This is a genomic window from Spirosoma sordidisoli, assembly GCF_004138325.1.
GTDB lineage: Bacteria > Bacteroidota > Bacteroidia > Cytophagales > Spirosomataceae > Spirosoma > Spirosoma sordidisoli.
Window position 1 is genome coordinate 165,473 of the sequence record NZ_SBLB01000009.1, and the last position, 17,584, is coordinate 183,056.

Genomic DNA, 17,584 nt, shown 5'->3' on the forward strand with positions numbered 1-17,584 from the left:
AAATCATAAATCAACGGATTCAGGTTGCCGAAAGACGAAATAAAGATGGGTGGTTTAGACAGCTGGTTATACTCACGCCAATGAAACTCAATAATTTACAAAATTCCGATTAGGCGTAGGTCGATCTTTTTTCAAAGACCGGAGTCATACTGGCCTACTACATCCACTCGGGTAAATGTGTGTTATCTATTTTTTACGGGTAGCCTGCATCGATGCCGCCTGCCCGTTTAATCCCAGTTTTTTTACGACGAACCGGCCGATCTGCTCGCCCTGCCGAACCCCGTTTTCGATCGAATCGCGAAAATGAATGCCCCCGTACAGCCTGGATATGGCAGCCTCCCGGGCGGCCTCTCCAAATGATCGGTACGTACGGGCCGGCACCCCGAATTCTTCCTCTATCACGTCGGTATACGCAACGGATTTTCCGGCCAGTACCGTTAGTACCGTTGCCACCGCCTGCGACATGACACTATGCCCGCTGGTATACTCCGGAAAGGGCGGGGTTTGCAGCAGCGGGCGCCAGGCGCGGTCGATCTGTTGGTTGATGACCGTTTCGGGGCGTATCCGATTACTGGTGTATTTCTCGTCCCAGCAGGATATGAACGCGTCGGCCATGGTAATGCCCACCAGCGTATGCCACCGGATCGTTTCGGCCAGAGAAAGGTTTTGTTGTTCACAAACCAGGCTGGTAATCCCCATCCAGTGGCCGCTTGGCGATATTTTTTTGGTGCCGAAGTTGACATGACCCTTCTGGTTCAGGAAGAAGGGGTTACAATCCCAGAAGTTGGCAATGTGACGCTGCTCATCGGTCAGGGCCTGGGTGGTGTCATACACCTCTCTGGCCAGCTGGTAAAAAGCAGACTCTTTCTCAGCGCTATAAGGGACCGGACGTACCGGGCGAAACTGAGCGGCACTGTCGAGCAGAAATGGCCGCAACGTGGCCCAGTAGGGCTCGTAGGTTTCGGAGTAAGCGGGTGGAGTGGGCTGCCAGGTTCCCGGCTTGTCGTCGGGCGTGTAGCGCATCATCCCGCTGGTTTTCAGATACCCGTCGGCGGCTGCGTACCGGACTATTTTCCGTACCAGGCTATCGGCGTAGGCCCTTGTCCGGCTAACTTGATCACTAGTCAGGTGGCGCTGCTGCTGGCTGTCGCTGATCAGCTGCTGGCGGGCCTCCTCGAGCAGATAGCCCGATGGAAGCAGTTCTTCACCCATTCGCAACAGAATATACTGGCTTCCAAATTCGACGTCGATAGCCGGGTCGGGGGCGGCAGGGATTGGTAATGAATACCCGCGAAGGAGCCCCGTCAACGGGACATAGCCCGCTGGTTTCTGCTGCCGGTACATCAGTTCGTAAGCCGCCAGATTCGCGTAGGCGTAGTACCGGGCCGCCCCGCAGGGGCCGGTTACGTCGGTCACCATGACGTCGGTCAGCTTCTTCAGCGCCCTGGCGTAGCCAACACCAGTTGGCCCGGGCGGGGCTGCCACAGCCGCCAGAGTCAGCCCGTTGATGATCAGCAAAAACCAGAATCGCTTCATACGCATCTATGGTTTTTTTCGGTACACCTCCATCGTGTTGTTATTCCGCCCGAACAGGATATGCTGTTGAGCGCCTTTCCCTACCACCACCACATCCCGAACATCGCCTTTCACGACGAAGCCGGACCGGGTCTGGGGAACGTACGAAAACTGTAGTTTTCCTTCATTTCGGAACAGCTGGCCGTAACTGGCATCCATCTTTCCGATTTTTATTCGGGTACTCGACTGATTACCAGCCAGCAGCAGGTCAGTCCTGCCATCCTGATCGGCGTCGAGGAAGGCAATAGCAAATACCGGCGCAAACTGAGCTTCTGTCGGCAGTTCGTGCCAGATAAAGGCGCCGTTTCCCGTATTTTCGAGCATTCCCGACGCAAACTGGGTTGCCTGGAGGGTATCCGCCTGGCTGAGCTGTTCGGGCGTTAGCATGTCGGTCAGGCTGGCTTCGGCATAGGCCTGGTAGGTGGTAAACTTCCGACGCAGGGAGAACATCTGGTTCAGCGCTTCATCGCGGGTGGCCAGGGGGAACGGTTTGCCCTGAATGTAGTACGTCAGAAACGGATCGATCGACTCGTTCTGGTCAAAGTCGGCATAGGTGATGCGAACGGGTTCCCTTTCAGAAGGTTTCAGCTGGCAGTTCTTCCCAAAATTGCCCAGCACCAGATCCGTATCGCCATCGCCGTCGAGGTCACTGGCTTCGACCCGGTTCCACCAGCCCGCAGCGGTCAACGGACGGGGTGTTGCCAGCTGACGTCCCTGCTGATTTTTCAACAACAGCACGGGCATCCACTCGCCCACCAGAACCAGGTCGTTCCAGCCATCGCGATCTGCATCGAATGCCAGCGCATCCGTCACCATACCCAGGTTTTTCAGGTAAGGCGCCCACTGGGCTGTGGCCTCGACAAAATTTCCTTTCCCATCGTTGATCAGGATACGGCTGCTGACCGCCTGCGGGTAAAAGCCCGGACGAACCCGCCCCCCCACGAACAAATCCTGGTCACCGTCTTTATCAATGTCCAACGCTACAACGCAGGCATCACTGCTCTGATCGCCCGGCAGCGCGTCGGCCGATCGGCTGAAGTTGCCCTTTCCGTCGTTCAGGTAAAGCCGGTCGTTCAGCAGCAGGTCGTCGGGCAGGTAGGCATAGCCCCCGCTGACAACGTACAGGTCCTGATCACCATCGCCGTCGACATCCACAAACTGGGCGTCGGTATCTTCGCTCAGCTTGTCGGCCGTAAAGGCGGGCTGGGCCATCGGTTTCCACGTACCGTCGGCCTGCCCAATCAGTAGCTGGCCAGCCTGTCCTTTGGCGCCGGGGGCATACAGATCCACCCGGCCGTCGCCGTTTACGTCGCCCTGCGCCAGATGGGGTCCCTGATTAGACAGCATATTGGGCATGAGCGGCTGCCGCTTGAAGTCATTATAGACATCCTCACGATGCCGGTACAACGTCGAATCGGCCGGTAGAGCGGTATAGAGCGGCTTCTCTATCGGCTGATATACATACGGTTTGTCGGCGCTTTTGTAGCGAACGACCAGTTTCTGATCCGCTTTGACATGCCGAAGCAGCTGGGTCCGGTTGTCGGGCCAGACAATCCGGATGCTATCCGCTGCGGTTTGTTTACCTAAACCGACATGCAGCGGGCCGTACATACTGGATTCGAACCCTCTCGACGGGTTGAATTCCTGATACTGCTGCATACCGCCGGCATACACCCAGACCTTAGCGCCAATAGCGGCCGTGGCGGTACTCTCACCGAGCTGGATGGCCAGGTAATGCTGGCGGGGGTTATCGTTGCGGTAGATGGCAGCGGGTTCGTTTACGTTATTGGTAATGATTTCCAGATCGCCGTCCCCGTCGAGGTCCGCATAAACCGCTCCATTTGATAACAGGGGCTGGTCTAATCCCCAATCCTTGCCTTTGTTGTCGAAGGTAAGTTGTCCTGTATTTCTGAATATATAGTTCTTCGTCGCCGACGATGGCATCTGTTTCAGAATATCCATCATGGCCGTCGGGCTTCCTTTTGACGCTTTCAGTTGGGCATCGGCATAGAACTTCATGAAGTCCATATTCGTGTAGTCGCGCAGATAGCCGTTCGTTACGAACAGGTCTTTCCAGCCGTCGTTATCGAAATCGGCAACAAGCGGAGCCCAGCTCCAGTCGGTATTGGAGATTCCGGCCAGCTGACCAATCTCGCTAAAGGTAGGCACGTTAATCGATCCGGCTTTCTGGCCCGTGTTTCCGTTGTTGAGTTGCAGCATGTTCCGCATCAGCTGGTGGGAGAAGCCGTTGCGCAGCATGTTCTGGTAGACCTCGTAGTTCTCGGGCCCATAGAGCAGTTTCTGCCGCCGGTTGTCTTCGGGCAACATGTCGAGGGTAAAGATATCGGGCCAGCCGTCGTTGTTCATGTCGACGACTTCGTTCCCCATGGAGAAGTAACTCAGGTGGCCAATGGCCTGGTCGAGCTGGTCGACAAAGTGGCCCTTGCCGTCGTTGAGGTACAGGTAATCCTGTTCAATATAATCGTTGGATACGTACAGATCAGGCCAGCCGTCGAGGTTGATGTCGGCCACGGCTACGCCCAGTCCGAAGCCGATGGGGTTACCTTTAATACCGGCCGATTCGCTGACGTCGACAAACCTGTTGTTATCGTTCCGGAAGAGTTTATCCCCGGCAAATTCGTCCCGCATGGCTTTGGTCAGCGCTGCGTCGAATCGTTTGAAGTCTTTGATATTATGGTTAAGCAGGAAGCAGTCCAGATCACCATCCCTGTCGTAGTCGAAAAAGACGGCCTGGGTACTGTAAGCGGGTGAGTCAAGTCCGTACTGAGCGGCCTGGTCCGTAAACGTCAGCTGCCCTTTTTTGTCGAGGTGATTGTTGATGTACAACCGGTTTCGCTGAATGGCCGGGTCGCCATTGCCGGAGTAACATACGTAGATATCCAGCCACCCATCGCGGTTGATGTCAACGAGGGTAACGCCTGTTTTCCAGCCCGGTCCCTGACCGATTCCGGCCGAGGCAGACCGGTCGGTGAAACGCAGGTTGCCGTCGTTCAGGTACAGCCGGTCGGGCGTCATATTACCCGTAAAATAGAGGTCAGGCCGACCGTCGTTGTTCAGATCCCCGACGGCCACGCCCCCTCCGTTATAAAAATACTCGTAGGCCAATACATTCTGCTCTTCCGTTTCGGTCAGCTGGTTGGTGAACCGTATGCCCGTCTGCTCCGGAGCCAGCCGGGTAAACTGGGCCTGGAGACCGGTCGGAACCAGCAGGGCCATCAGCCCAAACAAAGCGACCAGCGGGTTTCGGTTCATGTATGACAGCAGAGAGCGATGCATCAACGTAGTTACGGGTTAATAAACCGCTGGTTGGCCACGGCCTATTAACCCGTAATTTAAACAGAATGAGCTGAATCCTTATTGTTTATCCCACCATACCCGGGTCGTGAACAGGTCTGGACCCTGAACGGCAACGGCAGCGTTGTATTTAGCCGCATTCCGGCTGGCTTCCGAAGCCGGATACCGCAACCGACGCATGATCGTTCCGCCGGTTTCGTTGCCGGGGAAGTTGGTCGGCGTCAGCACCGGGTAGCCCGTCCGGCGCCAGTTGGCGTATGCCTCGTACGAGTTCAGGAAGTTGACGGCCCAGTACTGGGTGCCGATCTGTTCCATCTGCTGAGCCGTGGTGCCGGTTGCCAGGTACGGATGGGCTGTCAGATAAGCCGTAATCGCACTTTGCGGTATCGTACCCCCAAACAGCGACATCATGCTCATGGCTGCGGTTACCCCGCGGTTGTAGTGCAGGGCCGCCTGGCCATCGCCCCAGCCACGCAGGGCGGCTTCGGCGAGCAGGTATTCAACCTCCGCATAGGTCTGGAACAGGGTCGGGGCCGAGTTGCTGGCGATCTTGTTCAGGTTAGCCTCGGAGTACTCGGTGATCGAATTGTCGTTCCAGCTCGGGATCAGGGTTTTGATCGTAGTCGCATCATAGCCATTGGGCAGGCCCTTCTGCACAGTCGGGTTCGTGGCTGTTGCTTCGGCGGTGGCGCTGGCATTGCCCTGCCAGAGGGTAGCGATGAACGGCAGACGCGGGTCGTTGTTGTTCCTGAGGAAATCGACAAACGTCTTGCTCAGCTTGCTGTTGGCTTTCCCTTTCAGGTTGGCGGCATCGTACTCCTGGGTTCTGAGCGTGTTGGCGTCCAGGTTCCGCTTGTTGTCGTCGCCATCGGCATGGTTCAGCTTGGCAATGTCGTCGTTGCTCTGCATGACGCCCCCGGCAATGGCTTTCTTCACGTACAACTCGGCTTTGGCCGGATCGACCTTGGTCAGGCGCATGCCCAGCCGCAGCATCATCGAGTAGGCAAACTTTTTCCATTTGGTCAGATCACCGCCATAGATCAGGTCAGACGTACCGTATCCCGTTTTGGTAGCGTCGAGGCCCTGGGCCGCCTGGTCCAGCTCGTTCAGCAAGTCGGCATAAATGTCGGCCTGCTTGTCGTACTTGGGCGAGAACGTGCTGCTCAGATAGCCTTTGCCCGCTTCCGAATACGGCACATCGCCATACAGATCGGTGATGCGGTGGTAGCCGAACACCCGCCAGATACGCGCCACATTGTACAGGGTCGACTGCGCCGGATTATCTTTCGTAATCGAAATAATCTGCTCCAGCTCTTTCACGTGCGACCCGTAAGCGGTTTCGAAAAAGGCATCCGAATAGGGTCCGTTATACAGGTATTTGTCGCCGGCCCAGTAGGGGTTCAGCGAGGCAAAATGCTGAATGATAGCCCCGGCATAGATCAGGTTACCCCGGTGGTTCTCGTAGCCAGTACCCGCCGTTTTCACGATGCTGTACGAAAGCAGGTTCGGTACTACCGGCTCGGTCAGCGCGTTCGGGTTGGTATTGAGTTCTTCAAAACCCTGGTCACAGGACGACACCAGCAGGCTGGCTGCCAGTAAGGCCGTCAGGATAGGCAATCGTCTTTTTTTACTGTATGTCAACATATAAAAATGAGTTAAGATCGGTGGCTGTTAGAATTTAACCATCAGGTTCAGACCGTAGCTACGGGCCGGGGGCACACCAAACATTTCGAGTCCCTGACCATTGCCGCTGTTGTAGGTCGACTCCGGATCAACGTTCGGCACCTGGTTGTACAGAATCAGCAGGTTACGGGCAACGAGCGACAGGCTGGCCGACTGAATCGGGGTTTTGGCCAGGAACGTTCTCGGCAGCGAGTAGCCCAGCGTGAACTGACGCAGCTTGGCGAAATCGGAGCTGTACACAAACTGATCGGTGATGGTTGTCAGGCCTTTGTAGTAATCCTGAACATCCTTGCCCGCGAAGGTTTTCGAGAAGGCGTCGCCTTTCGTGGTTACCCCCGTAACGGTCAGACCCGACTCGCGACCAACCAGCGTCTCTTTCGACAGGCCGGTGCTGTAGGCGAAGTAGTTGGTAGCACTGTACAGTTTGCCACCGAATTTACCATCGACCAGGAAGCTCAGCGAGAAATTCTTGTAGGTGAAGGTATTGGTCAGACCCATCGTCAGGGGCGGAACACCCCGGCCCAGCATCGTGAACTCGCTCCGCATCGGGATACCGGTCGTTTCGTTGTACACAATGTTTCCGTTGGCATCGCGCATGGCTTTGTAGCCCGCAATCATCCCGTACGGCTGCCCTTCGAAGTGATAGATGTACGCACTCTGGGTACGCGACTGATCCAACTCCAGCACTTTGATCTGATCCGAAATCTTGATGACTTTGTTGTCATTGTAGGCTACGTTGTAGGCCAGGTTCCAGGTAAAGCCGCTGTTGGTTTTGAAGGGCGTACCCGTCAGCAACAGCTCGATTCCTTTGTTGACCACTTCACCCACGTTCAGCAGGACTTTTCCGTAACCCGACGCCGTCGAGGTCGAGGCTGCCACCGGATCGTTTTTCGTCACCCGCTTGTACAGGGTCAGGTCAACGCCCAGTTTGTTGTTGAACAGCTTGCCTTCCAGACCCAGCTCGGTTGTGGTCGAGGTGTTGGGCTGCAGTAGGGCGTTCGGGATGGTACCGTCGTTGGTATTGATCTTCATCAGCGGCACCCCGCCAATGTACGAATTGGCTTCGAGGCCATAGGTCAGGTTGAGCGCATACGGGTTCGGGTAACCGCCACCCACCTGGGCGATCGAAGCGCGTACCTTACCGTAGTTCAGCCAGTTGCCCCGGTTACGAAGCACGTCGGAGAACGCAAAGCTCAAACCCGCCGAGGGGTAGAACAGGCTGTTGTTGGCCTTGGCCAGCGTCGAGAACCAGTCCTGGCGACCGGTCAGGGTCAGGAACAGAACGTTCTGATAGCCGATATCGGTCGATGCGAAGAGCGAGTTGATCCCGAAACCATTGTACGAATAGCCCGGCGTTTTGTTGATCGTGTTGTCCAGGAAGTAGTTGAACGGTACGTTGAACTGGCTGCCCCGGAAACTCATCTCCTCCGTTGACCGGCGCATGCGGTTTCCACCGGCGATGGCGTTCACCGATAAGGGGCCGAAATCCTTGTTGAAGCCCAGCAATACCTCCGAGTTGGTTTCCTGAATCTGAACCTGCCGACGGCTCATAGCGCCGAGGGTCGAGTAAGCCAGACCCGTTGGTTCGATATCGAGGTACTTCAGCTGGTTGTTGTCGGTACCAACCCGGCCCCGCAGGTACAGGAAGTCGGTGATGTTGTACCGCAGACTGAACGACCCGAGGAACCGGTTCCGGATATCGGTGTTCTTTACTTTGTTGACCACAAAGTAAGGGTTCTGCGCATACACGTTGCTGTTCCAGAGTGCTTCGTATCCCCGGCTGTCATAACCCGGATCCAGGCTACGGATGTCTACGTTCGTAGCAACCATCTGTACGGCGTAGTTCGGATTTTTAGGTGTGTCAGACAAATACGTCCGGTTGTTGCCTTCTTCCACGTTGTACTGACCAACCCCTTCGAAGACCACTTTCTTCGACAGGTTGGCGTTTGCGCTCAGGTTGAACGACTTCCGGTTGAAGCCGGCATTGGGTACAACGCTTTTCGAATCCAGGTTAGACGCCGAGAAACGGAAACTGGCCGTTTCGTTGCCACCGGCTACCGCTACCGTGTTGGTAAAGGTGCTGCCGGCGTTGTAGAAGTTCTTCACATTGTCGCGCTGGGGCGAATACGGACGACTCACGCCGTCGAATTGTACCACCGGCGAGCCATCCAGTTTCGCGCCCCATGACTGAACGCCATAGGCAATGGCTTCATCTTTGGTGGCCGGTTTAACTCCTCTGAACCCCGAGCCGTATTCATACTGCCAGTCGGTCAGGTTGAACGGACGATCCATGGTGTAGGTACCGTTATATTCAACGCCGATGCCCTTCTGGCCTTTACCCGTCTTGGTCGTGATCAGAATAACCCCGTTCGATGCACGGGAGCCGTAGAGAGCGGCCGCCGTACCGCCTTTCAGTACCGAAATCGTCTCGATATCGTCGGGGTTGATACTGTTCAGACCATCGCCCGAGTCGTTACCACCCCACATACCGGCCGAGTTTACGTTGGTATTATCGATGGGTACACCATTGATCACGTACAAAGGCTGGTTGTTACCACTGAGCGAACCGTTACCACGGATAATAACCCGGCTCGATCCTGCCGGACCCGTAGCCGTGCTGGTAGCGTTCAGACCGGCCACCCGGCCAGCCAGTGCATTACCCAGGTTAATTTCCCGCGCCTGGGTCAGATTCGACCCCTGCACCTCCGTCACCGCATACGAGAGTACTTTCTTGTCTTTGGCAATACCCAAAGCCGTGACAACCACCTCGTCGAGTGTTCTGTCGCTCACCGCCAGCGTAACGTTGAGGGTCGTCTGATCGCCCACCGTAATCTCCTGAGCCTGAAAGCCCAGCGCCTGAACAACCAGTACGTTTCCTTTGGCTGCGGTGATGGTAAACCGGCCTTCGGCGTCGGTAACGGTACCCCTGTTCGTTCCCTTGATCAGAACGTTAGCGCCAGGAATCACATCAGTGGCATTCTCGGACACTTTCCCCTGTATACTTACTTGCTGGGCCTGAGCCAGACAGCAGCTGAGCAGGAAGAAGGTCAACAAATACGTAAACCTGTTTCTACATTCTCTCATGTGTTTTTAAGTTATGGTTATAGATTAACTGTACTGGGGTTGATTCAATCACGATGGTGTCCCGACGGGTTTGCCAAACCGGCTCTGTCCGGTTGCTGTTCATGGCCAGTAGCGATCGCTGGCGATTACGCAGATTATTACTCAAGCATGGCAGGCAAGCGCCTGGAGTTGCCCGTTTTCCTACGTATAAGACTGGTACAAGCTGAGTTAACCGTATATTAACTTTTATAAAATTTTGCAAAAAGACGTTTATATGACCCAAAATCGGGATACAACGCTTTTGCACCGCATAATCTTTGCACTGCCTATACCAGAGACAAATATATCAGCGATTTTTAAAATATTTTTTTAAATAGACGGATTGATGACGTTATTTTTCATAATATTTGCCAAGTTATACTATTAATTATTAAAATACAATATTTACGGGCTATATGTGCTTTAAAGAGTAGTATTGATTACTAATTATATTAGTGACCTATTTCAACACATTGGTGTATGTTAAGCCAGGATTAAGCCATAGTAAGTACATATACCCGGCTCCATTTGCCCATTTACTTAAAAGGCTAGTTAATACTACCCGTAAAATCGTCAAGGAATCAGTTGCCACTCATTGGTAAAAAATCCGGCTGTTTTTAACCCCTCTCCCCCCTTGAGCAGCATGTCCAGACCAAAAACCATGTAATCCGGGAATCCACTGGCACCGGCAAAATATTGATTGGCTAATGCTGCTTTCATGCCCTTCAGTCCGGTTCCACTAACCACCGCCACCGAGGCTGTGGCTGACCCCTTGATCGGCCAGACAAAGTAGGTGGCCAGATCATCGCCCTGCCACTGCTGACCGCCCACCTGTATCCGATTCCGCTGCACCTGAATTGGACTATCAGCCAGCAACAGCGACCAGGCGGCATTGGTATTGGCATTACCGAACAGGATAACGCCCCGGTTGGCATGGGTAACCAGGGAGAAATCGGTGTCCGGAATAATATCGACGGAGCCGTTGCCGCGGTAGTACCAGGTTTCAGCGTCGTAGCGGGCTTTTTGCCAGCTCCAGTCGTTCTCTTCTTTTGTTCCGCGGGTGCTGTAGACAAACACCATGTTGTGGTTGAAGCCATCTTTGAAGGTGCCGTACCGGTGTGGGCCCTTGTGCGCCAGACTGGCAGGGGGTACGATGCGCCAGCCGTTGGTGTCTTTGCGGACGTGCAGCGTGTCATGGCTGCTCCGGGTCTGGTAGTCGAGCGCAGGCAGACTATCCAGAGCGATTGTCAGGCGGGTGTCAGTACCGAAGTCGTCCAGGGCCAGTTTCAACTGGGTTACGTTGGTCGTTTTGCCCGTTATGGCCCGGTCGGTCCGGCTAAGCTGAATGCGACTGTACAACAGCGGCTGACTCTGCTGCTCGATCGACGCCCACCGGAAGGAAGCGGATATACCCGGATTAGCCGTGGTGAAATCAATAGTATTGACCAGTGAGTCGGCCAGGCGCTGATGCCAGCGGAAATAATCGAACAGCGGTGGCCAGTCAACGCTATGATCGCCAAACCAGTGACTACCGCCCGGGTACTCGTAATAGCTCATGTCTGGCTGGGTACTACCCAGGAGTTTGCGCATCTGCCGCGCATACGAAACCGGAACCGTGCGGTCAGCGTCGCCGTGAAAGATGTACACCCCCACGGGTTTATAATTGGTCGTCAGCTTGAGGACATCGCTCTGGTTGCCCGCCCGCAAGAGCGTTTGTTCGAGTGGGTTACGGCTCGTGTCGGGGATAACTCCATCGGCAGAACCGTATTCTTTCAGGGTCGGGTAGCCCGCGCAGGGAGCAATAGCGGCCCACTTGTCGGGATAGGTAGCGCCCAGAAACCAGGTGCCGTGGCCCCCCATCGAATGCCCGGTCAGATAAATACGGGCGGGGTCCGGTTTAAACTGCCTACGGGCCAGGTCTAACACTTCGAGGGCATCGAGCCGGCCCCAGTCCTCCCAGTTGAACCCCCGCGGTCGGCGATTGGTAGCCGCCACCAGCGTTCCCCACGCCTTGGATTTGTAGGCACGTGCCTGTCCCGACGCTTCGACCCCAGCCCCATGAACCGACAAAAACAGAGCGGCAGCTCCGGTCCCGGAAGTGGGTGGCGTTACCGAATAATATTGAAGACTCCCGTCGATCGCGCTGATAAAGGTTTTGCTATACGACGCCCCCGGCCCCACGGCCTCTACCGCTATCGAAGCCTGTTCGAGCCGTTTTCCCTGCTGGCGCAGCAGCAGCCCGCAGGTATGCGACCCCGCCGTTTTGATCGCGCTGCCATCGAAACCAAAAACAACTTTCCGGCTCGACAGGGCCGGAATGGCAGGCAGTTCGACTGTTACCTCCCGGCCACCCAGCTGGCTGGTCAGTTGCAGGCCCGTCAGTCGGGCATTTGTTGTGTTGATTACGACCACAGCGCCCTGCAGGGAAGTATTGGGTTCGCCCAGCCGGATGCTGGGCAGCGTTGGATCGTCGGTGCGGAGCAGAACTGCTTTGTCAGGAAAAACCAGGGACGCGCTCACGCCCACCCCGCGCACATACAATTCGTTAAGGCCTTTTCTAAGTTTTACGGGTATATGCAGGTAGCCCATGCTGTAGGCATCGCCCATGTGTAGCTCCCCGTTGACATAGACATTGCTGTTCCCCCTGATGTTCAGGATAGCGACCTGCTCCTTTCTGGCTTCGTAAGTGAGATAGGTATATCCCCCACCACTGCCCAGCCCGCCCCGCAGACTGCCTGTCGTCACGCCCGGACCGGCTGGCGCTCCGCCGTTTACACGAAACGCGCTGGATGGACGAAGGCGGTTCAGACTATCGGCAGTTACGGTTTGCCAGCGGATTTCCTGACCCTGTTCGTTCATGCCAAACAGAGAGCCTTCTTTGGGTTGCCGGAGGGTGCTGGTATACAGCTGATAGGCGAGCGGATCGGTATAGACCGCTTCGCGGCCGTAGCGGCTCCCTGTCAGAGCCACCAGCCCGTTCTTGAACTGGTAGGTGTTGGCCGGGTTGGGTGCCGGACTAACCTGGGCCAGGGTACAGTCGATCAGAAGCAGAAAACCAAGGAAAGTGAGGTACAGGTTACGCATAAGCAGGGGGATGTTTTTTTGGCAGACAACCAGCCGGGCCTGCACCCACCCCACCCTCGATCAGGTGCCTGTCTGGTGAGTTGCCCGCCCAAATCTATCCCGCAATTCGAACATCCTGCTAACGCTAACCCCGGCCTAATACGGATTGGCCAAAATATTAGTAATGCCTATAGAATAAATGCAATATCTGCGCCTTTTAGCGACCCACCCGGTTCCTAGTAGTTGACAATCCGGAACGTACTGACACCCCGAGGACTGCTGACCTGCAGAAAATAAACGCCCGCCCGCAGGGTTGGTGGCAGCTTTTGCCGGATCACCCGGGTGGTCGATTCTACAGTCCGCTCCAGCACGCGTGAACCGCGCAGGTCCGTTACCAGTAACGTCAGGGGTATCTGGTCGGGGTTGGTAAGTTCAAGCTGAATCTGATCGCCCTGGATTGGATTTCCGAGCAGGGTCAGCTGAAACGGAGACGACGGTTCTACGCTGGTCACCAACCCGGGGGATGCCAGCCGCCAGTTGGGCAACTCATCGCGCGTAATGACATCGGCATCGGTAAAGACCGCCTGTAGGGACGGAATGGGTTGCTTTTTTATGTAATCCGTCCCCGTCCAGACCGAAAACCAGGACCACCAGGTGCCAAACCCGCGGACGGTACTGGCGTTGGGCACATGGCCGGTTTCTGACAGGGTAATCAGCTTTTTGCCGTTAAGCTGATCCAGCGCGCTCTTCCAGTTACCGCTCAGGTTGGCCGACGCATCGGCATACACGTCCAGCCCGACCACGTCGACAAATGAATCGCCCGGGTACCAGTCGACATTGAACGTATCAGTTGCGGTATAGACCCAGATCAGATTATGCAGATTATGGTAATTGGTCAGCCGGTCGTAGGTCAACCGCCAAAGCTCCCGAAACGGTCCCGCTCCCTTGGCGCCCCACCAGAACCAGCCACCCGGCGCTTCGTGCAGCGGTCTCCAGAGCACCGGCACGTCGGCAGCCTGAAACTTTTTTAGCTGGTCGGCAATCGCATCGATATCGCGTAGCAGGAGTTTGTATCGATCACTGCTTTTATCAGCGAGAGCCGCCGACAGATCAAACGTGGTGGCTTCGGTATAAAAACCACGCCACCAAAGCTTGTCGGGGGCCTGATTGATCAGATCGGATGGGGCGTTCCAGTGCCACATCAGGCTGATGATGCCTCTCCCCTCTCCTTTCCTGGCCCAGTCGATGATAGCCTCGCTGGTGCGGAGAGGTCTGGCTCCGTTGGCAACCCGGCTGGGCGAGTAGTCGATCAGATCGAAGGCTCCGATGGCCGGTTCTTTGCCGGTCTTTTCGAGGATGTACTCCACATCGTCCTGCTGACCCGAAATTACCTTGCGGCCGTATTGATCGACCAGGTACGAAAAAAGTCCGCGCGTCGACGCCGTCGCCTGGGCGTCGGTCAGTGTTTTGGGAGGTTGAATGGGTATAGTGGGAACGGTTGGTGTGGCCAGCAGGTAATCGACATCGTAATAGCCCCATCCTGTAGATAGGGTCAATCTGTTCGCGCCCTCCCGAAGCATGAAGATGCCCAGACTGGCCGTACTGAACGAAGCACGTTGCCTGAGCGTTGCCGACCCTTTCTCCGCATTGAGTTGAAAATCAATCCCTTTGTCCCCAAAAGGAGATGCATATCCGATGCGTAGCTCATAAAGGCCCGCTTTGGCGTTGATCGTCAATACGAGATTGTCGGTGGGCTGGTCAAACCCGGTCACATAGCCGGTGCCGGAGAATCCCGCCGTAGCAGTGGCGATGGTGACGCCCGTCAGCACGCCGGTTTCGGCTTCGATCCGAACCGGGTCAGCCGCGCCCCAGGCCAGTCCGGACCGCATGAAACCGGCCAGAAACGCCAGAAAAAGGACGTGTTTGGTAAGCAGTCCCCAAAAAGGGCTGATCGGTTCTGGATGCATGAAAAGAAAAGGTACAGGTTGAGGATCAGAAAAGGTAAGGGCCGGTATTGGGCATTGTTCGGTATAAAACGGGCGATCCGTCCTGTCGACAAATCGCCCTTTTGGTTGTTTATTTCACCAGCATGATATCATCGAAATAGAAGGTCTCATCCTGCTTGTCGGGGCCTTTGATGCGGAAGCCTACCTGCTTCAGCGTTTTGCCGGGCAGCCAGAAATCCATGTCCGACAGTTTGATTTTGAAGTAGTTCCAGACGCCCGCCTTCACATCAATCCGGTTGGCTTCGTTCGTATCGCCGAAGCCCCCTTTGCTGGCGTCGGTGGTTACATAGAGCGAATAGTCGGCCGAAGCGCCTTTGATCCAGCCCGTTATGTAGGTATAGTCGGCCGAATAGTTGATAGCCGACGACGACCAGTTGGCGAAGGCGATCAGGTGCCAGTTGCCTTTCTGGTACGTTTTGGCCGCCGATGCGGTACCCGACATAAACTCCTTGGTCGAGACTACCCCGGCATCGCCCCAGGAGCCATCCTGGAAACCAGTTCCGTACGAATCCACGAAAATCTGGTACGCCTTATCGACGTTTACAAACTCCTGCTTGGTCCGGATGCGCCCCGTTGCGTTGGTGATGCTCAGCGTTCCCCGGGTCAGGCTCGACGCGGGCATCTGTACGACCAGCTTTTTCTTTTCTTTCGATACGATCGTGGCAGCATCCGAAATTCCTTTCACCGAATCAGCCACCGCCACCGCCGTTACATCGTCCAGGTTATTGCCGTTGATCGTGATGACGGTGCCCTTGGTGAAGTTGTAGTTCGACACATCCGTAACCGACGGGAAGGCCAGCACTTTGAACGGAACCGACACTGTCTGGCCCGCGCTGTTGGTGAACGTAATGTTCTGCATACCCCCCGAAGCCTCGGTGGGCACCCGGAAAATAAGCGACTCGGCCGTGTTCAGCGTCGTTTGGAAACCCGCCGGCACGTTTTGTTTCTCGAACACCACCGACCGGATGTCGCCCAGGCCGGTACCGATGAGCGTTACGACCGAACCGCTGGCGGCTGAGTCGGGCATGATCTTGGTGGCGACGGGAGTACCGGGACTAATCTGCGGACGGCCGTCGGTATCTTTTTCGCAGGCACTGAGCGAGGCCCCGGCCAATACGGTCAGGATCGACAGTCCGGCCAGGTAATTTATACGATATGGTTTCATTGATTTTCCTGTTTAGTTGAACCCGGCTGGTCATTCAGGCTATACAGATGGCCAGCCAGGTTCGTCAGATGACTCATTTGTAATACGGTACGGGCTCTTTTCCCAGCTCGGGGTCCTGCACGATTTCACCCGCGGGTATCGGCAGAAACATCTTGTCTGCGGTGAAATTGCTGACGTAGGTCGGGTTGGTAGTTGTTCCCCGGTTTTGTTTCTCGATGATGGCTTTTGCCTTCGTAAAGCCCTGCCGCTGAATATCGTACCAGTAGTCGCCTTCGAAGGCAAACTCGACCCGGCGCTCGTGCATGATGTCGTCCAGGGTGATCGATGTGCGGGGGGTCAGCCCAGCCCGGCTTCTTACCCGGTTGATAGCCTCCAGCGCTTTGGCATCCGAGGTCGAGGCATTGCTGCCCAGAATAGCTTCGGCATAGATCAGCAGAATATCGGCATAGCGCAGCAGCACTACATTGTTGCCCGAGTTTTGACCCAGGACCGGCTCACCGCCAAAACTCTTACCCGGCCCGGCGAAGTATTTGGTGATGTTAGACCGGGTTGGGCTCAGGCTACCGCCATCTTCGGTGGGCTGCAGGGTGTCATATTTGAACCCGTTGGCCATGAAGGCATTGTATTTGGGGGCGTTGGCCCGCTGGGGTTTCCAGCTCGGGTTCGTCCAGCCGTGCTCCATGATAGACCAGCGCCGGCGGAGGTCTCCAAACTCATACTCCTTCAGGATATCCAGTGAGGGCACATACATCTCCCAGGCATCAGCTTCGGAAGTGCGTAACGCACCGGCGCCCCGGTCGGGGTTTTTGATGTTACCCGTTCCCCAGGGGTCCTGCGCGAACTGGTGCTGGATGGAAAAGAGCGATTCGCTGTTGTTGTTCATGCTCATCTTGGTGAACATGCCGGTGTAGTCGCTCACCAGGGTGTACTTGCCGGAGTTGATTACTTCCTCCGCCTTTGCTTTCGCGTTGGCGTAGTCTTTATTATAGAGGTATAGCTTCGACATCATGCCTTTAGCCACATATTTGGTCAACCGGCCCGGTACGTCAGACTCGGGCAGACCTGCTTCGGCAGCCTGTAACTCTTCGAGAGCGAACCGCAGCACATCCTTTTGCAGATAACGCGGAATGTTGAAGTTACCCGACAGCGCCGTAGCACCCGGATCCGTGATGATCGGAGCCGCTCCCCAGGTTCTGGCAATGTAGAAATAGAGGGTACCCCGGATGAAATGGCATTCGGCAATGGCCGGGTCGAGGTAGCTGGCGTCGCCACCGGCCGCTTTTTTCTCCTCGAACGTCTTGATCATTACGTTCGAGTAACCGATAATCTTGTAAAACGCCCCCCAGGCCGCACCGATGCGCTCCGATGCCGACGATACCGAAAAGTTCAGGTACTCCGTGTCGGTATAGGTAAACATATTCCCCGACATCACGTCGCCAATGGCATCCTGCGCCCGGCTTTCGTAGTTCCGCCAGGGCAGGCCACTGTAGAGCGTACTCGTAGCCGCCCGCACCTCCTCGGCATTGTTATAGTAGTTACCCGTTGTCGTGCCTGACAACGACGGGCGTTCGATGAAATCCTCTTTGCAGGCCGACAGCAACAGCGCCGGAACCAGCAGGGCATATATGGATTTGCGATTCAGTTTCATATTTTTTCTATGGAGTGATTGAGTGAA

General features: G+C 55.7%; 8 protein-coding genes. All 8 read right to left on the reverse strand.

The window, feature by feature from the left end; genetic code table 11:
- Positions 1 to 186: 186 nt before the first annotated feature.
- Positions 187 to 1,536, reverse strand: coding sequence for a vanadium-dependent haloperoxidase (locus tag EQG79_RS26145; protein WP_165358956.1), 1,350 nt, complete (start codon positions 1,534 to 1,536; stop codon positions 187 to 189).
- Between the two features lie 6 nt (positions 1,537 to 1,542).
- A complete protein-coding gene (locus tag EQG79_RS26150) occupies positions 1,543 to 4,872 on the reverse strand; it encodes a VCBS repeat-containing protein (RefSeq protein WP_129605611.1) in 3,330 nt (1,109 codons plus the stop codon).
- A 78-nt stretch (positions 4,873 to 4,950) separates the two neighbouring features.
- On the reverse strand, positions 4,951 to 6,534 hold the full coding sequence (locus tag EQG79_RS26155) for a SusD/RagB family nutrient-binding outer membrane lipoprotein (RefSeq protein WP_077922982.1): 1,584 nt from the start codon (positions 6,532 to 6,534) through the stop codon (positions 4,951 to 4,953).
- 27 nt (positions 6,535 to 6,561) lie between these two features.
- Entirely contained in the window at positions 6,562 to 9,627 is a 3,066-nt protein-coding gene (locus EQG79_RS26160) for a SusC/RagA family TonB-linked outer membrane protein (RefSeq protein ID WP_240699457.1), read from the reverse strand.
- Between the two features lie 621 nt (positions 9,628 to 10,248).
- Positions 10,249 to 12,759 (reverse strand): carboxylesterase family protein, encoded by a 2,511-nt coding sequence (locus tag EQG79_RS26165; RefSeq protein WP_129605616.1) that lies wholly within the window; start codon positions 12,757 to 12,759, stop codon positions 10,249 to 10,251.
- Between the two features lie 215 nt (positions 12,760 to 12,974).
- The gene (locus tag EQG79_RS26170; RefSeq protein WP_129605618.1) at positions 12,975 to 14,705 is read right to left on the reverse strand and encodes a glycosyl hydrolase; all 1,731 of its coding nucleotides are present in this window, start codon (positions 14,703 to 14,705) and stop codon (positions 12,975 to 12,977) included.
- Positions 14,706 to 14,814: 109 nt separating this feature from the next.
- Positions 14,815 to 15,909, reverse strand: a complete 1,095-nt coding sequence (locus EQG79_RS26175; protein ID WP_077922984.1) for an IPT/TIG domain-containing protein — start codon at positions 15,907 to 15,909, stop codon at positions 14,815 to 14,817.
- A 73-nt stretch (positions 15,910 to 15,982) separates the two neighbouring features.
- A complete protein-coding gene (locus EQG79_RS26180) occupies positions 15,983 to 17,557 on the reverse strand; it encodes a RagB/SusD family nutrient uptake outer membrane protein (protein WP_077922985.1) in 1,575 nt (524 codons plus the stop codon).
- Between the last annotated feature and the right edge of the window lie 27 nt (positions 17,558 to 17,584).

What these genes read in the sequence shown, in the direction of transcription:
- EQG79_RS26145 (WP_165358956.1), bottom strand. Translation starts at nt 1,536, where the DNA reads ATGAAGCGATTCTGGTTTTTGCTGATCATCAACGGGCTGACTCTGGCG.
- EQG79_RS26150 (WP_129605611.1), bottom strand. Translation starts at nt 4,872, where the DNA reads ATGCATCGCTCTCTGCTGTCATACATGAACCGAAACCCGCTGGTCGCT.
- EQG79_RS26155 (WP_077922982.1), bottom strand. Translation starts at nt 6,534, where the DNA reads ATGTTGACATACAGTAAAAAAAGACGATTGCCTATCCTGACGGCCTTA.
- EQG79_RS26165 (WP_129605616.1), bottom strand. Translation starts at nt 12,759, where the DNA reads ATGCGTAACCTGTACCTCACTTTCCTTGGTTTTCTGCTTCTGATCGAC.
- EQG79_RS26170 (WP_129605618.1), bottom strand. Translation starts at nt 14,705, where the DNA reads ATGCATCCAGAACCGATCAGCCCTTTTTGGGGACTGCTTACCAAACAC.
- EQG79_RS26175 (WP_077922984.1), bottom strand. Translation starts at nt 15,909, where the DNA reads ATGAAACCATATCGTATAAATTACCTGGCCGGACTGTCGATCCTGACC.
- EQG79_RS26180 (WP_077922985.1), bottom strand. Translation starts at nt 17,557, where the DNA reads ATGAAACTGAATCGCAAATCCATATATGCCCTGCTGGTTCCGGCGCTG.